16 protein-coding genes are annotated in these 17,869 nt (G+C 72.4%); 9 read left to right on the top strand and 7 right to left on the bottom strand.

The features are described from left to right. Positions 1-22: 22 nt before the first annotated feature. From OG392_RS34630 to OG392_RS34615, 4 genes are all read right to left on the bottom strand, one after another. Positions 23-1,561 carry an MFS transporter gene (locus tag OG392_RS34630; RefSeq protein WP_329287635.1) on the bottom strand — a complete coding sequence of 513 codons (1,539 nt, stop codon included), beginning with the start codon at positions 1,559-1,561 and terminating at the stop codon, positions 23-25. Positions 1,562-1,798: 237 nt separating this feature from the next. Next, entirely contained in the window at positions 1,799-2,497 is a 699-nt protein-coding gene (locus OG392_RS34625) for a class F sortase (RefSeq protein ID WP_329286136.1), read from the bottom strand. A 58-nt stretch (positions 2,498-2,555) separates the two neighbouring features. Further along, positions 2,556-3,068, bottom strand: a complete 513-nt coding sequence (locus OG392_RS34620; protein ID WP_329286134.1) for a sortase — start codon at positions 3,066-3,068, stop codon at positions 2,556-2,558. A 391-nt stretch (positions 3,069-3,459) separates the two neighbouring features. After that, entirely contained in the window at positions 3,460-5,118 is a 1,659-nt protein-coding gene (locus OG392_RS34615; RefSeq protein WP_329286132.1) for an FAD-dependent oxidoreductase, read from the bottom strand. Positions 5,119-5,351: 233 nt separating this feature from the next. Here OG392_RS34615 and OG392_RS34610 point away from each other — a divergent pair, with 233 nt between their 5' ends. From OG392_RS34610 to OG392_RS34580, 7 genes are all read left to right on the top strand, one after another. Further along, positions 5,352-6,476 (top strand): SchA/CurD-like domain-containing protein, encoded by a 1,125-nt coding sequence (locus OG392_RS34610; protein WP_329286131.1) that lies wholly within the window; start codon positions 5,352-5,354, stop codon positions 6,474-6,476. Positions 6,477-6,545: 69 nt separating this feature from the next. Continuing rightward, positions 6,546-7,016: a cupin domain-containing protein gene (locus OG392_RS34605; protein WP_329286130.1), complete on the top strand. Its 471-nt coding sequence runs from the start codon at positions 6,546-6,548 to the stop codon at positions 7,014-7,016. Next, positions 7,013-8,281 carry a beta-ketoacyl-[acyl-carrier-protein] synthase family protein gene (locus tag OG392_RS34600; protein WP_329286128.1) on the top strand — a complete coding sequence of 423 codons (1,269 nt, stop codon included), beginning with the start codon at positions 7,013-7,015 and terminating at the stop codon, positions 8,279-8,281. Before OG392_RS34605 ends, OG392_RS34600 begins: the two co-directional genes overlap by 4 nt. Beyond that, positions 8,278-9,525 carry a ketosynthase chain-length factor gene (locus tag OG392_RS34595; RefSeq protein ID WP_329286127.1) on the top strand — a complete coding sequence of 416 codons (1,248 nt, stop codon included), beginning with the start codon at positions 8,278-8,280 and terminating at the stop codon, positions 9,523-9,525. The genes OG392_RS34600 and OG392_RS34595 overlap by 4 nt, the downstream gene beginning before the upstream one ends. Before the next feature lie 24 nt (positions 9,526-9,549). Next, positions 9,550-9,810, top strand: coding sequence for a phosphopantetheine-binding protein (locus OG392_RS34590; protein WP_329286124.1), 261 nt, complete (start codon positions 9,550-9,552; stop codon positions 9,808-9,810). A gap of 1 nt (position 9,811) precedes the next feature. Further along, positions 9,812-10,291, top strand: a complete 480-nt coding sequence (locus tag OG392_RS34585) for an SRPBCC family protein (RefSeq protein WP_329286122.1) — start codon at positions 9,812-9,814, stop codon at positions 10,289-10,291. 84 nt (positions 10,292-10,375) lie between these two features. Beyond that, entirely contained in the window at positions 10,376-10,708 is a 333-nt protein-coding gene (locus OG392_RS34580; protein ID WP_329286121.1) for a TcmI family type II polyketide cyclase, read from the top strand. Between the two features lie 94 nt (positions 10,709-10,802). On the opposite strand, the gene OG392_RS34575 is transcribed toward OG392_RS34580, so the two are convergent. Beyond that, a complete protein-coding gene (locus OG392_RS34575; protein ID WP_329286120.1) occupies positions 10,803-11,852 on the bottom strand; it encodes a methyltransferase in 1,050 nt (349 codons plus the stop codon). Positions 11,853-11,907: 55 nt separating this feature from the next. Next, a complete protein-coding gene (locus tag OG392_RS34570; RefSeq protein WP_329286118.1) occupies positions 11,908-12,972 on the bottom strand; it encodes a right-handed parallel beta-helix repeat-containing protein in 1,065 nt (354 codons plus the stop codon). A gap of 185 nt (positions 12,973-13,157) precedes the next feature. On the opposite strand from OG392_RS34570, the gene OG392_RS34565 reads away from it, so the two are divergent. Then, positions 13,158-14,705 (top strand): MFS transporter, encoded by a 1,548-nt coding sequence (locus OG392_RS34565; RefSeq protein ID WP_329286116.1) that lies wholly within the window; start codon positions 13,158-13,160, stop codon positions 14,703-14,705. A 279-nt stretch (positions 14,706-14,984) separates the two neighbouring features. Here the strand turns inward: OG392_RS34565 and OG392_RS34560 are convergent, their stop codons facing one another. After that, positions 14,985-16,418: a tetratricopeptide repeat protein gene (locus OG392_RS34560; RefSeq protein WP_329286114.1), complete on the bottom strand. Its 1,434-nt coding sequence runs from the start codon at positions 16,416-16,418 to the stop codon at positions 14,985-14,987. 486 nt (positions 16,419-16,904) lie between these two features. Here OG392_RS34560 and OG392_RS34555 point away from each other — a divergent pair, with 486 nt between their 5' ends. Beyond that, entirely contained in the window at positions 16,905-17,675 is a 771-nt protein-coding gene (locus tag OG392_RS34555; RefSeq protein WP_329286113.1) for a hypothetical protein, read from the top strand. Positions 17,676-17,869 lie beyond the last annotated feature (194 nt).

The raw sequence follows: 17,869 nt of genomic DNA, 5'->3' as shown, positions 1-17,869 counted from the left end.
TGCTCACGGCTCGGGCGGCCGCTCACTCCGGAGGGGTCGGGGCCTTCTCCATCGGGTCCGGTTCCTTCGGAAGGGCGCGGTCGCCCGGGTGACGGACGGCGCACAGGAAGCCGAGTCCCAGGGCGACGGCCATGCCGTAGAAGACCCACTGGTTGGCTTGGGCGAAGTCCATCTGGATCGAGGACATCGCGTCGCGGGTGGCCTCGGCGACCTGGCCTGTGCCGGTCGGCGGGGTGGAGTCGCCGTGGCCCGAGACGGAGTCGGTGATGCCTCGCGCGACCTGGTCCGCGACGGCGGGTGAGATGCCACGGGCCCGCAGGGTGTCCGTCACGTTCTCCGTCATGGCCCGGGACAGCAGGGTGCCGAACACCGCGAGGCCGACGCTCGCCGCGTAGTTGCGGACCGTCTGGGTGATGCCGGTGACCTCGCCGTACGAGGTGCCGATGGCCCGGTTCACCGCGTCGGTCGATGCCGGGGCCAGGATGAAGCCGATTCCCGCGCCCGCGAGGGCCGCGTAGGGCCATTGGTCGTGCATGGACAGGTTCGTCAACTCGTTGGCCCACAGGGCGAAGCCGACCGCCCCCAGGATCGTGCCCGCTTTCAGCGCGGGACGCGCGCCCCGTTTGTCGAGGATCCGGCCGCCCCACTGGGAGGCGAGGGCGAAGCCGGCGAAGAAGTAGAGCAGGAAGAGCGCCGCCTGGTTGGGAGAGGCGCTGAGGGACACCTGGGCGTAGACGGAGGAGAAGAAGAAGACCGGCACGAAGGCGAGCATCGCGAAGAACAGCACGGCCGAGTCGACCGTGAACGCCTTGTCCCCGAAGACCCTGAGGTCGATCAGCGGATGGCGGACGCCGCGCTCGTACCGTACGAACACGTACAGGATCGCGAGGCCTCCGACGACGCACAGCCAGGTCGCCCAGCTCCCCCAGCCCCATGACCACGCCTGCTGGAAGCCGAGGACGCTGAGGCCCATGCCGGCGGCGACGAGCACCGCGCCGGGCATGTCGAGGGTTCCGGAGCGCGGGCGGTCGGCGATGTGCGCGAGGGCGGTCAGGACGAGGGCGACGATCGCGACCGGCACGTTGACCCAGAAGACGGCGCGCCAGGTCCACGAGGCCGTGAGCCAGCCGCCGAGCAGGGGGCCGACGGCGGTCAGCGCGCCGGAGATCCCGAAGAACAGGGCGAGGGCCCTGCCCCGCCGTTCGACGGGGAACACCGCCACGACCACGGCCAGCGCGGCCGGGAAGAGCAGTGCCGCGCCGAACCCCTGCACGGCCCGGAAGGCGATGAGCCAGGGCTGGGCGTAGTCGCCGGAGGGGACGCAGCCGCAGAGGACCGACGCGATGACGAAGACGAGGGTGCCGATGACGACGATGCGCCGTGGCCCGTACAGGTCGGCAAGACGCCCGCCGAGGGCGAAGAACGCGGCGAGGGCGAGGAGGTAGGCGTTGACCACCCACTGCATGCCCGCGCTGGAGAGTCCCAGTTCGCGCACGATGTCGGGAGCGGCGATGGAGACGATGGTCTGGTCGATGAAGGTCATCGCCACCGCGAACATCATGGCCGCGAGTGCCACTGTCTGATTCGGGAGCCGTCCGCCCTTGTTCTGCGCGGGGCGCGGCTGCGGGCCAGGTTCTGTCCGGCTGCTCACCCTGTCCAGTCTGATCCCGCCCGCCGCATCGCGCACGCCGCGCGCGTTCAGAAGGGGTATTCGGCGTACTCCGGGCGGGTCGGAGCGAGCCGGGCGGGCAGTGAGCCCTTCGGAGCGAGCACCGGGCGCGAGCGGGACCGTCGGGGCCTAGTCCGTCCCCGTCAGGGTCGCGTAGACCACGGTGTTGGCCCGATAGCCGGTGTCGCCGGACCAGTCGCCGCCGCAGGTGATCACCCGCAGCTCGGGGCGGCCCGCGTTGCCGTAGACCCTGCCGTCGGGGAAACGGTCCTTGGGATGGACCTCCACCGCGTCGACGGTGAAGAGGGCCGTACGGCCGTCGGCGCGGTCGATCTCGATCCTGGCGCCCCGGGAGAGGGTGTGGAGCCGGTGGAACACGGCGGGGCCGAGCGGGGTGTCCAGGTGTCCCGCGACGACGGCCGTGCCGAGGGCTCCGGGAGCGGTGCCGTCCGCGTACCAGCCCGCCACGGTGGGGGCCGTCGCGGGCGGGGGACGCAGCGCTCCCGAGCCGTCGAGGCCCAGCGGGACGAGGGGGACGTCGACCCCGATGGCCGGGATCCTGATCCGCGCCGCGTCGGACGAGGGCAGCGGCCGGGGTCGTGAGCGGTCCCGGTCGGCTCCGGCCGCGGGCCGGGCGAGCAGGGGCGAGGCCCGCGCCGGCGTCGGCGGCGGCGAGCCGGCGCCGTCCGGGACGTGGGCGAGCAGGAGGATGCCGACGAGCGTCGTCCAGGCCAGTGCCCTGACCGAGGGGACGCTCCGGGACGGCGCTCCGCCGGGCGCCGGCGACGAGCCGTTCTTCATGGGGATCGTGTCTCCGCTGCGTGCCACGGCCCCGGATCTCCTCGCGGAGCCGGGGCCCTGGCGGGTGGGGCGTCGGGGCGTGGGCTCAGGCGGAGTTCCGGGCCGCGGTGGCGCGACGGCGCATCCTGATGAGGACGCCGGCGCCGGCACCGCCGAGGAGCAGTGCGCCGAGGGCGTACGGGCCGGCGCCGTCTCCCCCGTCCGCACCGGCGCCCGCGGCCCAGCCGAAGCCGGCCTCCACGGCGCCGATCGGCCGGCCGGAGATCTGGTAGGTGACGGTCTGCTTGATGCGGGGCGGGCACTTGAGGGTCACGGTGTCCGTACCGGAGGCGGCGTCCAGCGGGAGCGTGAACCGACCCACCAGGACGCCCTTCCGATCGCCGGGCAGCAGGTGGAACTTCCCGCCCGCCACCGACTCGCCCTTGCCGTAGGTCTCGTTGCCGCAGGCGGTGGTGGTCACGGTGACGGTGCTGCCGGGGGACGCCTTCCCCGGGTTGACCCGGGCCTCACCGGCGGGCGCCGCGACGGAGGAGGGTGCGGACAGGGCGAGGGCGCCGAGGACCAGGGCGAGCTGGGTACCCGTACGTGCGAGACGCATGCTTCTCTCTCTTTCGCTGGAGCTTTCCTGGCCGGCTGGACCGCGCGGCTCCTGTGCTGTGCTCCATGCACGAGAAGATCCCCGGCCGGTGATCACCGCAACGGGAGGATCAGGCGCGATGTCCCCCGGTCGGGGGCTTGATCGTCCTTGACTGTGATCATCACCGCAGGTCACGGCGGCGTGTACGGTGCCCGGGAACGAGTGGCGTCCTGCGCGCGAATGGGTTGGTCGCCGCGGCCAGGTGGCCATGCGCCGTCTTGACGCCGGGTCGGTTCTCGGCCGGGAGCCGCCCCGGACACGCCGGTCACACGGGGGCCCGGTCGTCGGTGTGGCTCACCCACCGATGACCGGGCCCCGGGGCATCCCCGCCGTGCGGGCAGGGAGCGAGCGGTCAGTCCCGGTCCAGGATCGCCGCGAGGGCCTGTCGGAGCGCCGCTCCGGGGTCCGCCGCCGCTCCCTCGGACCGCCACGCCACGAACCCGTCGGGGCGGACCAGCACCGCGCCGTCCGGGGTGACGCCGTGGACCTCCGCCCAGTCCGTGTCGCCCTCGGGGGAGAGCTCGGCGTCGGGCCCGTGGCCGATCCGGAACGAGTCGAGCGGGACCGACAGTTCCTGTCCGGCGCGGGCGGCCGCGCTGTGCCAGCCGCCGTCGTCCGCGGCACTCAGAAGCACCAGGGACCGCTCGTACAGGTCGAGGGTGGAGACCCGGGTGCCGGCGCGGTTCAGCCACATGTGGGGTGCCCGGGTTCCTGGTTCGCCGGTCAGCCGCAGTCCGTCGGACACCACCGGCATCGTCGGGTCGGCGCCCTGGACCGCTCCCCGCGGATAGCGGTAGCCGAGCACCACGTTGAGGATGCCGCCCTTCCTGCCCCCGGGGCCGCCGGCTCCGGGGCCGGGGGCGTACCCGGGGTGGCTGTGTTCGACCGATCGCGCCGAAGCCCGGGCGCTCGTCGTCTCGGCGACCGGCCGGCGCTCCGCGTCGTAGGAGGTGAGCAGGCCGGGGCCGGCCCAGCCGCCCAGGACGGCGGCGAGCTTCCAGGCGAGGTTGTGGGCGTCCTGGATACCGGTGTTGGAGCCGAAGGCCCCGGTGGGCGGCATCTCATGGGCGGAGTCGCCGACGAGGAACACCCGTCCGTCCGCGTACCGTTCGGCGATCCGCTCGGCCGCGTGCCAGGGAGCCCTGCCCGTGATCTCCACGTGGAGGTCGGGGACCCCGACGGCGCGCCGGATGTGTTCCCTGCACCGCTCGTCGGTGAACTCCTCCAGGGTTTCGCCGTGTTCGGGGTGCCACGGGGCGTGGAACACCCAGCGCTCCTGGTTGTCGACCGGCAGCAGGGCTCCGTCGGCCTCCGGGTTCGTCAGGTAGCAGACGATGAACTTGCGGTCGCCGACGATGTCCGCGAGGTCTCGGGAGAGGAAGGTGATGCTCACGTTGTGGAAGAGGTCGCCGGGACCGTTCTGCCCGATGCCGAGCTGCTCGCGCACCGGGCTGCGGGGGCCGTCCGCCGCGACGAGGTAGTCGGCGCGGATGGTGGTGTGCTCACCGGTGTCGCGGTTCTTGACCTGGGCGGTCACCCCGTCGGCGTCCTGCTCGAAGGACATCAGCTCGGTCGCGAACCGCAGGTCTCCGCCCAGCTCGCCGGCGCGCTCGCGCAGCACCGGCTCGACGTCGTTCTGGCTGCACAGGCACCACCCGGAGGGGCTGAACCGGGCGACCCCGCCGCCGGGGTCGATCTCCTTGAACAGCCACTCGCCGGTCTCGCCCACCAGGCTCGGCGCCTGCAGGATGCCGTTGTTGCCGGCCAGGACCGAGGCTGCCTCCTGGATGGGCTGCTCGACCCCGGCACTGCGGAAGACCTCCATCGTGCGCACGTTGTTGCCGCGGCCGCGCGGGTGGATCGAGGTACCCGCGTGGCGCTCGACCAGGGTGCACGGTACTCCGAGGCGCCCCAGGAACAGTGCGGTGGACAGGCCCACCAGCGAGCCGCCGACGATGAGTACGGACGTGCGGTGACCGGGCTCTTCGCCGGCCGCGTCAGATCGGTTCATTGCTCGTCTCCGGCGTCACCTGCGACGCGAGTTGGGGATGGGATGCAGATTCCTTCCCTTCGGAGACGGGTCCGCCTGCCCGGGGCACCCGGATGACACGCGGTTCACTCGTCCGCTTCATGGGGCTCGCGCGCTTTCGGCGCTCCTGTCAAGGATCAACACATGACGGCCTCGGCGTTTCGGCCACACAGGTCGTCCCCCTCCCCCCACCGAGAAGAGAAGAGGTGTGCCGGATGGCCCCCTCGGGACGCATCTCGCAGTCTGTGTTCGACGGCTCCAGGTTGCGGGTGATCCTGCTGCTCGACCTGTACGAGGGAGCTCAGGAGCAGTTCCTGGACGCGTACGAACTCATGCGGAAGCAGGTCGCCTCCGTTCCCGGTCACATCAGTGACCAGCTCTGCCAGTCCATCGAGAACCCCTCGCAGTGGCTCATCACCAGCGAGTGGGAGAGCGCGCCGCCGTTCCTCGCCTGGGTGAACAGCGAGGAGCACGTCGAGACGGTCCGGCCGATGCACAGCTGCGTCAGGGACACCCGGTCGATGCGCTACAGCATCGTCCGTGAGACCGGTCCCCGTCATCAGGCGACCCCGGGCGCGACGCCCGCGGTCGAGCAGGTCGCGGCCCGCGTCGGCGACGGCGTGGCACGCCACGCCCTCACCTTCACCGTGAAGCCGGGCTCCGAGTCCAAGGTCGCGGAGCTCCTGGCCGGGTACCAGTCCCCCAAGGCCCAGGTCGACGAGAACACCCGGCTGCGCCGCACCTCGCTCTTCATGCACGGCAACCGCGTCGTGCGCGCCGTGGAGGTGGAGGGCGACCTCCTCGCGGCCCTGCGTCACGTCGCCCGCCAGCCCGAGGTACGAGCGGTCGAGGAGGCCATCAACCCGTACCTGGAGCAGGACCGTGACCTGACCGACCCCGAGTCGGCCCGCGTCTTCTTCACCCGGGCGGCCCTCCCGGCCGTGCACCACGTGGTGTCCGGCCGCCCCGCCCCCGACGACCTGCGACGCCACGCGCTGTTCTACCCGGCGAAGGAAGGCCGCGGGACGGACCTGGCCAAGCTGCTCGCCCAGCAGGACGAGGCGGCGGCGGACGACCCGGACAGCCCGGTGTGGGGCAGCACCGTCTTCCAGCGCGACGACATCGTCGTGCGCCTCATCGACATCACGGGCGACCTCGACGTCGACCCCGTCGCGTCCCTCGGTCTCACGGGCCCCCGGAAGGCGGCGGTCCTGGCGCGCCTCCTCGACGGTGCCGCGATCGGCGTCGAGGGAGCCCTCGACAACGACCGCAACATCAACCGGCTCCTGTCGCACGCGGACATGCTGCCCGTCACCGACCGCAGCTCGGCGGACTCCTGACGTTCGGCCGCGGCCTCCGGGCCGCGGCCCCTCCCCCGCACGTCACTGCCACACTCGGAGGTAACAACCATGCTCAAGCAGCACCCTCGCATCATCACCCTGAGCGAGACGGAACCCAACCGCAGGCGCGGAGGTGACCTGCGGGCCATGCTCACGCCGGCCACCGTGGGTTCCACCAGCGGCTTCATGGGCCTGGCCATCGTCCAACCCGGCGAGCGCATCGGTGAGCACTACCACCCGTACTCCGAGGAGTTCGTGTACGTCGTCTCGGGCGCGCTCGAAGTCGATCTGGACGGGGAGACGTACGCGCTCCAGCCCGACCACGGGCTGCTGATCCCCATCGACGTGCGGCACCGCTTCCGCAACGTCGGCGACGTGGAGGCCCGCATGGTCTTCCACCTGGGTCCGCTCGCACCGCGTCCGAGCCTGGGTCACGTCGACACGGAGGTCACCGACGAGGCGCAGCTCGCGGCCGCGGGCCCGCACCTGACCGTGGGCGACCCGGGACTGGTGTCCGAGCGAAGCGGGGCCATCGAGTGACCCGGCGAGTGGCCGTCACCGGTATCGGTGTGGTCGCTCCGGGCGGCACCGGAGCGAAGGCGTTCTGGGACCTCCTCGCCGCCGGCCGTACCGCGACCCGCGGCATCACCCTGTTCGACCCGGTCGGGCTGCGCTCACGCATAGCCGCCGAGTGCGACTTCGACCCGGCGGAACACGGCCTGGACCCTGAGCTGAGCCGGCACGCCGACCGTTACATCCAGTTCGCCGTCGTCGCCGCCGGCGAGGCCGTTCGCGACTCCGGACTCGACACCGGCGCCGAGGACCCCTGGCGCGTCGCCGTGTCCCTGGGCAGCGCCGTCGGCGGCACCACCCGGCTCGAAAGCGACTACGTCCTGGTCAGCGCGGGCGGGCAGCGGTGGGACGTGGACCACCGGGCGGCCGACCCCAAGCTGCACATGGCGTTCTCGCCGAGCACCCTCGCCTCGGTCGTGGCCGAACAGTTCGGCGCCCGCGGCCCGGTGCAGACCGTCTCCACGGGCTGCACCTCCGGCCTCGACGCCGTCGGCTACGCCTTCCACACCATCGAGGAGGGCCGGGCGGACGTCTGCATCGCCGGGGCGTCGGACTCCCCGATCTCCCCGATCACCATGGCCTGCTTCGATGCCATCAAGGCCACGTCGCCCGACAACGACGACCCGGAGCACGCCTCCCGGCCCTTCGACAACAACCGGAACGGTTTCGTCATGGGCGAAGGCGCGGCCGTCCTCGTCCTGGAGGAGTACGAACACGCCAGGGCCCGCGGTGCGCACATCTACTGCGAGATCGGCGGCTACGCCACCTTCGGGAACGCGTACCACATGACCGGTCTGACCGGTGAGGGACTGGAGATGTCCCGGGCGATCGATTCCACGCTCCACCAGGCCCGGCTCGATCCCACGCTGATCGACTACGTCAACGCGCACGGCTCGGGCACCCGGCAGAACGACCGGCACGAGACCGCCGCCGTGAAGCGGTCGCTGGGCGCACACGCCTACGAGACGCCGATGAGCTCCATCAAATCCATGGTGGGGCACTCGCTCGGCGCGATCGGCGCGATCGAGGTGGCCGCGTGCGTCCTCGCGCTGAAGCACCAGGTGGTACCTCCGACGGCGAACTACGAGACACCTGACCCCGAGTGCGACCTGGACTACGTGCCGCGCACCGCCCGCTCCCGGAAGCTCAGGAACGTGCTCTCCGTGGGCAGCGGTTTCGGCGGCTTCCAGTCCGCGGTGCTCCTGACGGGGCCGGGTGGGAGGACACGATGAGCACTGAGCGCCCAGGGCGGGCGGTCGTCACCGGGGTCGGTGTGATCGCGCCCAACGGATTGCGTGCCGACGCCTACTGGAAGTCGGTCCGGGAAGGGCTCGGCGTCCTGGACAGGATCACCCGCGAGGGGTGCCAGGACATGCCCCTCAAGGTCGCGGGCGAGGTCCGGGGCTTCGACGCCTCCGCCCTGATCGAGGAGCGCTTCCTCGTCCAGACCGACCGGTTCAGCCACTACGCCATGGCCGCGGCCCAGCTCGCCCTCGACGACGCCGGCCTCGCCCGTGAGGACCCGGCGGAGCCGTTCGAGATCGGTGTGGTCACCGCGGCCGGTTCCGGCGGTGGCGAGTTCGGCCAGCGCGAGCTCCAGAAGCTCTGGGGCCAGGGATCCAAGTTCGTCGGCCCGTACCAGTCCATCGCCTGGTTCTACGCGGCGAGCACGGGACAGATCTCCATCCGGAGCGGGTTCAAGGGACCGTGCGGAGTGGTCGCGAGCGACGAGGCGGGCGGGCTGGACGGCATCGCCCACGCCGCCCGTGCCGTACGCCGCGGTACGGGCGCGGTGATCGTCGGCGCGGCCGAGGCTCCCCTCGCCCCGTACTCGATGGTCTGCCAGCTCGGCTATCCCGAGCTGAGCACCGTCGAGGACCCGGACCGCGCCTATCGGCCCTTCACCGCCGGAGCCTGCGGCTTCGTCCCGGCGGAGGGCGGCGCGATGCTCGTCGTGGAGGACGAGCGCCGCGCCCGCGACCGGGGAGCGGCCGTCCGGGCCGTGGTGGCCGGACACGGCGCCACGTTCACCGGCGCCTCCCGGTGGGAGGAGTCCCGGGAGGGCCTCGCCCGCGCCGTCCGGGTCGCCCTCGAAGAGGCCGACTGCGCTCCCGAGGAGGTCGACGTCGTCTTCGCCGACGCCCTCGGTGTGCCGGAGGCGGACCGCGCCGAGGCGCTGGCGATCGCCGACGCCCTCGGCGCGCACGCCGCGCGCGTCCCCGTGACCGCGCCCAAGACGGGCATCGGCCGCGCCTACTGCGGGGCGCCCGTCCTGGACACCGCCGCCGCGGTCTTCGCGATGGAGCACGGCGTGGTGCCCCCCACCCCCAACGTGTTCGACATCTGCCACGACCTCGATCTGGTGGTGTCCCGTGCTCGCCCCGCCGAGCTGAACACGGCCCTCGTCCTCAGCCGGGGACTCATGGGATCCAACGCGGCGCTGGTCGTGCGCCGCGGCGACGACTCCGCCCGGTAGGACCGGGCGGGAAGGAGAGCACACATGATCATCACCGCACTGACCCACGACGAACTCGCCGCGCTGATGAAGCAGGCGGCCGGTGTCACCGTCGACGCCAGGGACCTGGAGAAGGCACCCGACGCGCCGTTCACCACCCTCGGCCTCGACTCGCTCGGCCTGCTGGGCATCGTCGGCGAGCTGGAGAACCGGTACGGCGTGGCGCTGCCGACGGACGCCGAGCGCTGCAAGACGCCGGCCGAGTTCCTCGACCTGGTCAACAGCGCGCTTCGGACGGGAGTCTGACGTGTCCGGACACACCGACAACAGCGTCACCATCGACGCCCCGCTCGACCTCGTGTGGGACGTCACCAACGACATCGAGAACTGGCCGAACCTCTTCAGCGAGTACGCCTCCCTCGAGGTGCTCTCCCGCGAGGGCGACTCCACCACCTTCCGCCTGACCATGCACCCGGACGATGCGGGGAAGGTCTGGAGCTGGGTGTCGGAGCGCACGGTCGACCGTGCCGGACGCACCGTCCGCGCCCGTCGTGTGGAGACCGGCCCGTTCGACCACATGAACATCCGGTGGGAGTACGAGGAGACGCCGGCGGGTGTCCACATGCGCTGGGTGCAGGACTTCGCGATGAAGCCCGAGGCTCCGGTCGACGACGACTGGATGACGGACAACATCAACCGCAACTCGCGGACGCAGATGGCCCTCATCAAGGACCGCATCGAGCAGGTCGCCCGCGACCGCCGGAGCGCCCCGGTCCTGCCCGGCTGACCTCACTCGGCCGCGCACGCCGGCGCGGCCGCCCCGCCCCACCCCCGCTCACCCCTCACCCCTCGCATCCAGGAAGGACGCTCGATGCATCACGCTCTGATCGTCGCCCGCATGGCGCCCGACTCGGCGCCGGACATCGCCGACGTGTTCGCCGCCTCCGACCGCGGAGAACTCCCGCACCTGGTCGGCGTCACCCGGCGTCGGCTCTTCCAGTTCGGTGATGTGTACCTGCATCTCATCGAGTCGGAGCAGGACCCGGCGCCGGCCATCGCGAAGCTGACGGGACACCCGGAGTTCCGTGACGCCAGCGAGAAGCTGTCGGCGTACGTCAGCGCGTACGACCCGAAGACGTGGCGCAGCCCCAAGGACGCCATGGCGCAGTGCTTCTACAGCTGGGAGCGGGACGCACGGTCCTGACCTCCCGGACACAGGCACGACGGAGAAACCCGAGGCCGCCCGCCCCGCGATCGACGCGGAGCGGGCGGCCTCGGGTTCTCCTCCCGCGTCCCGGTCAGGCGGGCACGGTGCACTCGAAGGCGTGGAGGTACGCGTTGACCGGGCGGATCTCACCGATGAGAAGCCCCGCCTCCGTGAGCCGGTCGACCATGCTCTGCCGGGTGTGCTTCGCACCGCCGACGTTGAGGAGCAGCAGGAGGTCCATCGCCGTCGTGAACTTCATCGACGGGGTGTCGTCGACGAGGTTCTCGATGACGACGACCCGGGCGCCGGGGCGCGCCGCCGCGCGGACGTTGGCGAGCGCCCTGCGGGTGCTCTCGTCGTCCCACTCCAGGATGTTCTTGATGATGTAGACATCGGCCTGGACGGGGATGTCCTCGCGGCAGTCGCCGGCCACGACACGGACCCGTGAGGCCAGCGCGCCGCCGTCCCGCAGGCGCGGATCGGCGTTGCCCACCACGCCCGGCAGGTCGAGCAGCGTGCCGCTCAGGGTGGGGTGCCGCTCCAGCAGACTCGCCAGGACGTGCCCCTGTCCGCCTCCGATGTCGGCGACCGAGGTGGCTCCCTGGAGGTCGAGCAGATCGGCGACGTCTCGGGCGGACTGCTGGCTGGATGTCGTCATGGCCCGGTTGAACACGTACGCGGACTCGGGTGCGTCCTCGTTGAGGTACGGGAAGAACTCCTTCTCGTACACGTCCTCGAAGACGTTGCGGCCGGAGCGCACCGCCTCGTCGAGCTTGGGCCAGACGTCCCAGGTCCACGGCTCCGTGCACCACAGGGCGATGTAGCGCAGGCTGTGCGGGTCGTCCTCGCGCAGCTGCCGGGACATGGCCGTGTGGGCGAACGTGCCGTCGGGGCGCTCCGTGAAGACGCCCTGGCTGGACAGGGCGCGCAGCAGTCGCCGCAGGGTCCGCGGCTGCGCCTTCACCGCGGCCGCCAGGTCCTCGACGGTCATGGGCGTGTCGTCCAGGGCGTCCGCCACTCCGAGGCGGACGGCCGCGCGTACGGCGGCGGCGCAGGCCGCCCCGAACACGAGCTCCCTGAGCCGCATGGGCGGCGGCGGAGTCTGATCGACAGGGGGGGAAACCGGATCAACAGTCGTCATCTGTCGCCTTGTCTGTGCTGTGGTGCCGTGGGTGGAGGGGGGAGCGGGACGGGCGTCAGCACATGCCCGCGGGCTCCGAGACCCCGCAGGTGTTGCCGCGGAAGGTGTTGCCCGTGCCGGTGTCACGGTTGGCGAGGTCGGCCGAGCCGTTGCGGAGCACGACGTTGTCGCGGATGTCGTTGCGCTCGTTGAGGGCGCCCACGAAGCTCTTGAAGAGCACGATGCCGCCGGACAGCGGCGAGGCGCCGACGTTGTCCACGATCCTGTTCTCCGCCACCAGCGTCTCCTCGGCGCCGGTGAGGACGATCCCGGAGCCCTGCAGGAAGGGCAGGCGGGGGGTCTTGGGGCAGTTCTTGTTGTTGGCGTGGATGTCGTTCCGGCGCAGGCTCATCGCCCCGGCACGCGGCGTGGACTCGTCGCCCACCACGAACACGGCGGCGCAGTTGCCCGTCGCCTCGTTGCGCTCGACGGTCAGGTTCCGCAGCCGCCGCACGGTGACGCCGATCCGGTTGCCCGACAGGCGGTTGTGGCTGATCACCGTCCCCTTGGTGTCGACGGCGCCCGCCTCGGTGTCGGTGGTGTTGGAGACGAACAGTCCGGCGTCGGCGTTGTCCCGGGCGACGTTGTGGGTCAGCACACTGCGCACAGAGCGCTCCAGGGCGATGCCCCAGTTGCCGTTCTTCTCGGCGGTGACCCGGTGGACCTTCAGCCGGTCGGTCCGCGAGGCCCACAGGCCGTTCCTGGTGAAGCCCTTGAGCGTCAGCGAGCGCACGGTGACGCCCTCGACGGGACTGCCGTCCTCGCCGGTCACGCAGATGCCGTGGCCGGCCGTGGCGCAGGTGTCCTCCGCGGCGGCCCTGCCGGGTTCGAGGACGGTGGGGAAGACGGTCGAGCCCCGCAGGGTCAGGTTCGAGGTCGTGATGCGGACGCTCTCACGGTAGGTGCCGGGAGAGAGGATCACCGTGTCCCCGGGCTTGGCCGCGTCCACCGCTTTCTGGATCGATCCGCCGGGCTTGACCCGGTGCACCGTCCGATGGTCGGCCGTCGGAGCGGCGGCCCCCATTCCCGAGACCACGAGGGTCACGGTGCATGCCAGGTAGGCGAGCTGTCGTTTGGTCATACGGCGAAGCTATGAGCGGCCCTTCGGCCCCGCCACCGCTGATCCTCCAGGCGGACCTAGGCATACCTCCCTGCGGTCCACGCTGTGGGCGTGGCGGCGGGTCCTGAGGGAGAACGCCGCTCGCGCGTGGATCATGGGCGCCGCCGGGGGCCCTCTTCGGTGCGGCGGGCGGCGAAGGGGTTCGGATGCGTAAGTGGGGGCCCTTGGCCGCGATCTGTCTGGGCACGTTCATGCTTCTCCTGGATGTCACGATCGTGACCGTGGCGCTGCCCGCCATGGCGGCGGACCTGGGCACCACGCTCTCCGACCTGGAGTGGGTGGTCGACGCCTACGCGCTGGCGCTGGCGTCCCTGCTGCTCGGTGTCGGTTCCCGCGCGGACCGGATCGGCCGCCGGAAGGTGTACCTGGCCGGCTTGATCGTCTTCACCGGGGCGTCGGTGGTCTGCGCGGTCGCGCCGGACGCGGGTGTGCTGGTCGGTGCCCGGGCGGTGCAGGGGCTGGGCGCCGCCGGGATGTTCGGTACGACGATCGCGCTGCTCGGCACGCACTACGGCGGCCGGGACCGGGGCGTGGCCTTCGCCGTGTGGGGCGCCACCAACTCGGTCGCCGCGGCGACCGGACCGATGGCCGGCGGACTCCTCACCCAGTACCTCGACTGGCGATGGATCTTCTTCGTGAACCTGCCGGTCTGTCTGGCCGCCGTCGTACTGACGCTGCGGTCGGTGCGGGAGGCCGAGGGACGGGGCCGTCAGCGTGCGGACGTGCTCGGCACGGTGACCTTCACGGTGGCGAGCGGGGCCCTCACGTTCGGGCTGATCCGCGCCCACTCCGAGGGCTGGACGACACCCTTCACCCTCGGTCTGTTCGCCACGGCGGCCGTCGCGCTCGCCCTCTTCGTGGTGGCCGAGACGAGGCACGAGCATCCCGTGCTCGATCTGTCGCTGTTCCGCGGACCGTCGTTCACGGGCATCATGGTCAGCGCCCTGTTCCTGCAGGGCGCGGCGTTCGCCTACCTGTTGTACGAGTCCCTGTGGATGCAGTCCGTCCTGGGGTACGAGCCCGTCGAAGCGGGTCTGTACCTCCTGCCGATGTGTGCCTCCGCGTTCGCCGTGTCCGCGCTGGCGGGCCGCTTCGGCCCCTGGCCCCCGAGGGCGACCATCGGGGGCGGGCTGGCGCTGATCGCCCTGGGCTCGGGGATGCAGGCCACGCTCGACGCGGGGTCCTCGGGCGGCGACCTCGTGGCGGGGCTGGTGGTCTCCGGGCTGGGCGTCGGACTCGTGACGCCGAGTCTGTCGGCGGCGGCCCTGGCCACCGTGCCGCCGGAGCGCGCGGGCATGGTGGGCGGTGCCGTCAACACCTTCCGGCAGCTGGGCTTCGCCTTGGGGATCGCCGTGTTCGGCCTGATCTTCCAGTCGCGGATCGAGCGGGTGCTCAGGGCCGACGGCGGTGTCGCGGACCCGCACGGGGCGGCCGTCGCGCTGAGCGGCGGGCAGGCCCGGTCGATCGTCGCCGGCCGGCCGGAGGGCGAACGCGCCGAGCTGGCGGGCCTGGTGCGGGAGGCGTTCGCCTCCGGCCTGAACGCGGTCCTGGTCGTGGCGGCGGCGCTCGGGGCGGTTGCCTCGGTGCTCGTCCTCGCGATGGTGCGCGTCCCCGCGGGCGACTCCGAGCGGCGGAGGCCTGAGGCGGACACCCACGCCCACGGCCCGGAGGCGCCGGCGGACGCCGCGCTGTAGGGGCGGGCGCGGCGCTCTCGCCGGACGGTGGGCGGGGGCCTGAGGGACGGTGCGGGGGCGCCTGCCGGACGGTGGGCGGGGCCTGCCGGACTGTGCCGGGGCGCCTAGGGCCTGTCGTCAAACTCCCGTCTGCCCCGCGACGCCTGGCACGCACTCTCGCCGCACCGGGCGAAAGCCCGAGTACGTCCAGTACGAGGGCTTCCTCCCGGCACACCGAGAGCACGCACCAGACGCCGCGGGGCCGCCCTCCGGGCGACGACGGGAGTTTGACGACAGGCCCTAGCGGAGGGTCGGGGGCCGGAGGGTCCCGGCCGCTGCCGCGGCCGCGTCCCGCTCATGGCCGCGGGCGACGACGGCCAGACCGGCATCGCCCAGGGCATCGGCGAGGCGGGCCCGCGCCGCCCAGTTGTACGAGCTGTCGGGCCGCAGTCCGATCCGCTCGCTGATGAGCACCCGGGCCCGGTCGTGCCGTCCGGAGCGGAGCGCGGAGTCGAGCAGGGTCTTCTGGAGCGCGTCGCGCTGCGCGTGACTGCCCCCGAACTCGTGCAGCCTGCGGCGCAGCGGCCACAGGAGCTCCACGACGGTGGCGTGTTCACCCTCCCCGTGCGCGACCAGCGCTTCGCACACCGGCAGACCGATGTCCGCGGTCATCCGCCGGTTGGTGACGGTGTCCGGACCTCCCTCGGCCAGCCAGCGCCGTCGGTCGGCGACGAGCCGCGCCGCCTCCCCGAGCCGCCCGGCCCCCACGAAGGACATGACGGCGTGCACGTCGTTGAACGCGTAGAAAGGGGGATCGGCTCGGGCGGCCCAGGCGTCGGCGAGCACCCCGTATCGGGATCCGGTCTCCCCACCCGCGAGCCGGATCCGCCACAGCAGCGCCGCGGCGTCCAGGAGTTCCATGGCCAGACCGGCCGACGCGTCGTTGTGCAGGGACGCGTCGTAGACGGTCAGGGCGGTGCCGGTGTCTCCCGCCTCCAGGGCGTAGAGGGCGTAGTGCCACCAGTTGTGGACGTCGAGGTAGTTGTCCCGCGCCCAGTCCTCGCGGCGGGCGTCCAGGTAGCCGATGCCGTCCGACACCCGGCCCTGCATCTCGTAGGTGTGCACCACGGCGTGGATCGCCCAGACGTCGCGGGGGTTCCGCTCGACCGCCGCGAGGCCCGCCTCCTCGGCCAGGCGGTAGTGACCCGACTCCTCCAGCCCGAAGGCGTACATGCCCAGCACCAGGCCGCGGTGGGGTTCGGCGGGATCCCAGGCCGAGAGGGCTCCCCCGATGCGATCGCGCAGGCGGACCGCGTCTCCGGTGAAGAAGTCCAGCTGGTGCCCCACGGCCAGGGCGAGCGCGTCCCTCGGGCACGCCAGGGACAGCTCCTCTAGCAGTCCGGCGGCCCCGACGAGGTCCCCGGCCAGCAGCGTCCCGGCCGCGGCGACGTGCAGACGTTCCCGCACGGGCAGGGCCGAGACGTCCACGCCGGCCGCGTACCGGTCGAACCGGCGCCGCGCGGCGAGGGCGTCGGCGGGCTCCGTGCCCAACGCCCCCAGGTAGGCCGCGAAGGACTGGGCGACCGGTGAGGTCGGCGCGCTCCCGAGGGCGTCGCCGACCGCTCGCTCCACCTCGGGGCTGAAGTGGAGCAGGGCCTCGACGGCCCGGTCCAGATGTGCGGCCGTCTCCTGGGTGCACTCGTGCAACGGGTTGCCGTACCGGTCAGTCACCATCAAGGATCACCTCGGCGCGTCGACGGGGTGGTACGCGGAGCGCGGCGGCACGCACGCCGCCGCACCCTCATGAAGCCACCACCGGGGCGTCCGGCGCCAGCCGGACATGCGCGGTCCGGCGAAGTGCCATGATCTGCCGCCCCGTCCCCCGCCGTCGACCCGGACTCCCGGGGCGGACGGGAGTCCGGCGACAGGCCCTAGGATGCCCGGGTTCGGACGTGCGGGACATCGGGGGTACGTGGCATGAGCGGATACGGCAGCGGCGGGTACGGCGACGGGGCGGGCAGCGCGGCGGGGGGTGGTGGGTCCGGTCACCCGCCGCAGGGTCACCCCCGCACTCCCCCGGTCCCTCCACAAGGGCACCCGGGCGCCCGGCCGGGTCCGCCGCCGGGGTATCCGTACGCACAGTCCGGGCCTCCCCCGGGCTACCCGTATCCGCGATCCGGCCCTCCGCCGGGTCACCCGTACCCGCCGGCCTACGCCCCGGTGCCGCCGTCGCACCCCGAGCCCTCCCGGGCCCGGAAGATCCTGCGTGGCGTCTACAACCCCCTGTACGCCGCGCAGCGGACCTTCCGTCCCTCCCGCCCCGGGATCGTCGACGACCGGGAGGTCCGCAGGCTCCAGTTGTGGCGGACCGGGCTCGGACTCGTCGCCTGGGTGGGCCTGATGGTCACCTACAACGCCGTCGCGAGCGCCGACGACGTCCAGGGCGTGGCGGGTGAACGTCTCGACCAGAGCTGGTCCAGCGTGCTCGTTCTCGTCTGCACCTTCCCCGTCGTGGTAGGCGCCTTCGTGGCGGCGGCACGGGACGGCCTGCGCCGGGTGTATCTGCGACGGGTCCTGCGTCCCCTCGGCTCCGTCCTGGCCATCATGGCGTCCATGGGCACCTCCGCCCTCGTCATGGCGCCGGAGCTGGCGGGCCTGCGGGACGCCGTGGGACTTCCCGGCAGGATCGTCCTCGTCACGCTGTTCATCTGGTCGCTCGGCTTCGCGCTCTACGGCATCGGACTGTCGTTGGTGCACGTGTTCCGCACGGCCGACATCCACGAGGTGCTGCCGCCGATCCTCGCCGGCGTCCTGGTGTGGGAGATGGCCCTCGTGGACGTGATCACCGGAAGCTACGCCCAGGTCCCGCCGGCCGCGCGGGCGGTCTTCGTCCTCGGTGCCCCCGTCACGGTGACGGCCCTGTCGGTCTGGGAGCTGTACCGGCTGCGGCGCCACCACGGACTCACGCTCCGGTCGGCCCTGGGTCGCTGACGCGCTCGCCCGGCGCCGTCGGTCCGCGCCGTGCGGCCGTCCGGCGGCGCCGCCTCGTCGCGGTGGGGGCGAGGACGGTGTGCGCGGTGGTCACGGCGGCGCGCCGGGGCCAACGGAGCCCGCACTCCGGTTACTTGTGGGTACGGACTCTTGTCAGCCGCTCCTTGTTCACGCGAACATGCTGCGGCACGGCT

Origin of the sequence: Streptomyces sp. NBC_00691 (assembly GCF_036226665.1) — a bacterium.
Taxonomy (GTDB): Bacteria; Actinomycetota; Actinomycetes; order Streptomycetales; family Streptomycetaceae; genus Streptomyces.
Note: the sequence above shows the minus strand (reverse complement) of the source record. Positions and strands in the feature narration are given on the sequence as shown.

Excerpts from the sequence above, each read along its gene's own strand:
- OG392_RS34590 (WP_329286124.1), top strand. The coding sequence starts at position 9,550 with ATGATCATCACCGCACTGACCCACGACGAACTCGCCGCGCTGATGAAG.
- OG392_RS34615 (WP_329286132.1), bottom strand. The coding sequence starts at position 5,118 with ATGAACCGATCTGACGCGGCCGGCGAAGAGCCCGGTCACCGCACGTCC.
- OG392_RS34595 (WP_329286127.1), top strand. The coding sequence starts at position 8,278 with ATGAGCACTGAGCGCCCAGGGCGGGCGGTCGTCACCGGGGTCGGTGTG.
- OG392_RS34575 (WP_329286120.1), bottom strand. The coding sequence starts at position 11,852 with ATGACGACTGTTGATCCGGTTTCCCCCCCTGTCGATCAGACTCCGCCG.
- OG392_RS34560 (WP_329286114.1), bottom strand. The coding sequence starts at position 16,418 with ATGGTGACTGACCGGTACGGCAACCCGTTGCACGAGTGCACCCAGGAG.
- OG392_RS34620 (WP_329286134.1), bottom strand. The coding sequence starts at position 3,068 with ATGCGTCTCGCACGTACGGGTACCCAGCTCGCCCTGGTCCTCGGCGCC.
- OG392_RS34610 (WP_329286131.1), top strand. The coding sequence starts at position 5,352 with ATGGCCCCCTCGGGACGCATCTCGCAGTCTGTGTTCGACGGCTCCAGG.
- OG392_RS34630 (WP_329287635.1), bottom strand. The coding sequence starts at position 1,561 with ATGATGTTCGCGGTGGCGATGACCTTCATCGACCAGACCATCGTCTCC.
- OG392_RS34580 (WP_329286121.1), top strand. The coding sequence starts at position 10,376 with ATGCATCACGCTCTGATCGTCGCCCGCATGGCGCCCGACTCGGCGCCG.
- OG392_RS34570 (WP_329286118.1), bottom strand. The coding sequence starts at position 12,972 with ATGACCAAACGACAGCTCGCCTACCTGGCATGCACCGTGACCCTCGTG.
- OG392_RS34605 (WP_329286130.1), top strand. The coding sequence starts at position 6,546 with ATGCTCAAGCAGCACCCTCGCATCATCACCCTGAGCGAGACGGAACCC.
- OG392_RS34565 (WP_329286116.1), top strand. The coding sequence starts at position 13,158 with ATGCGTAAGTGGGGGCCCTTGGCCGCGATCTGTCTGGGCACGTTCATG.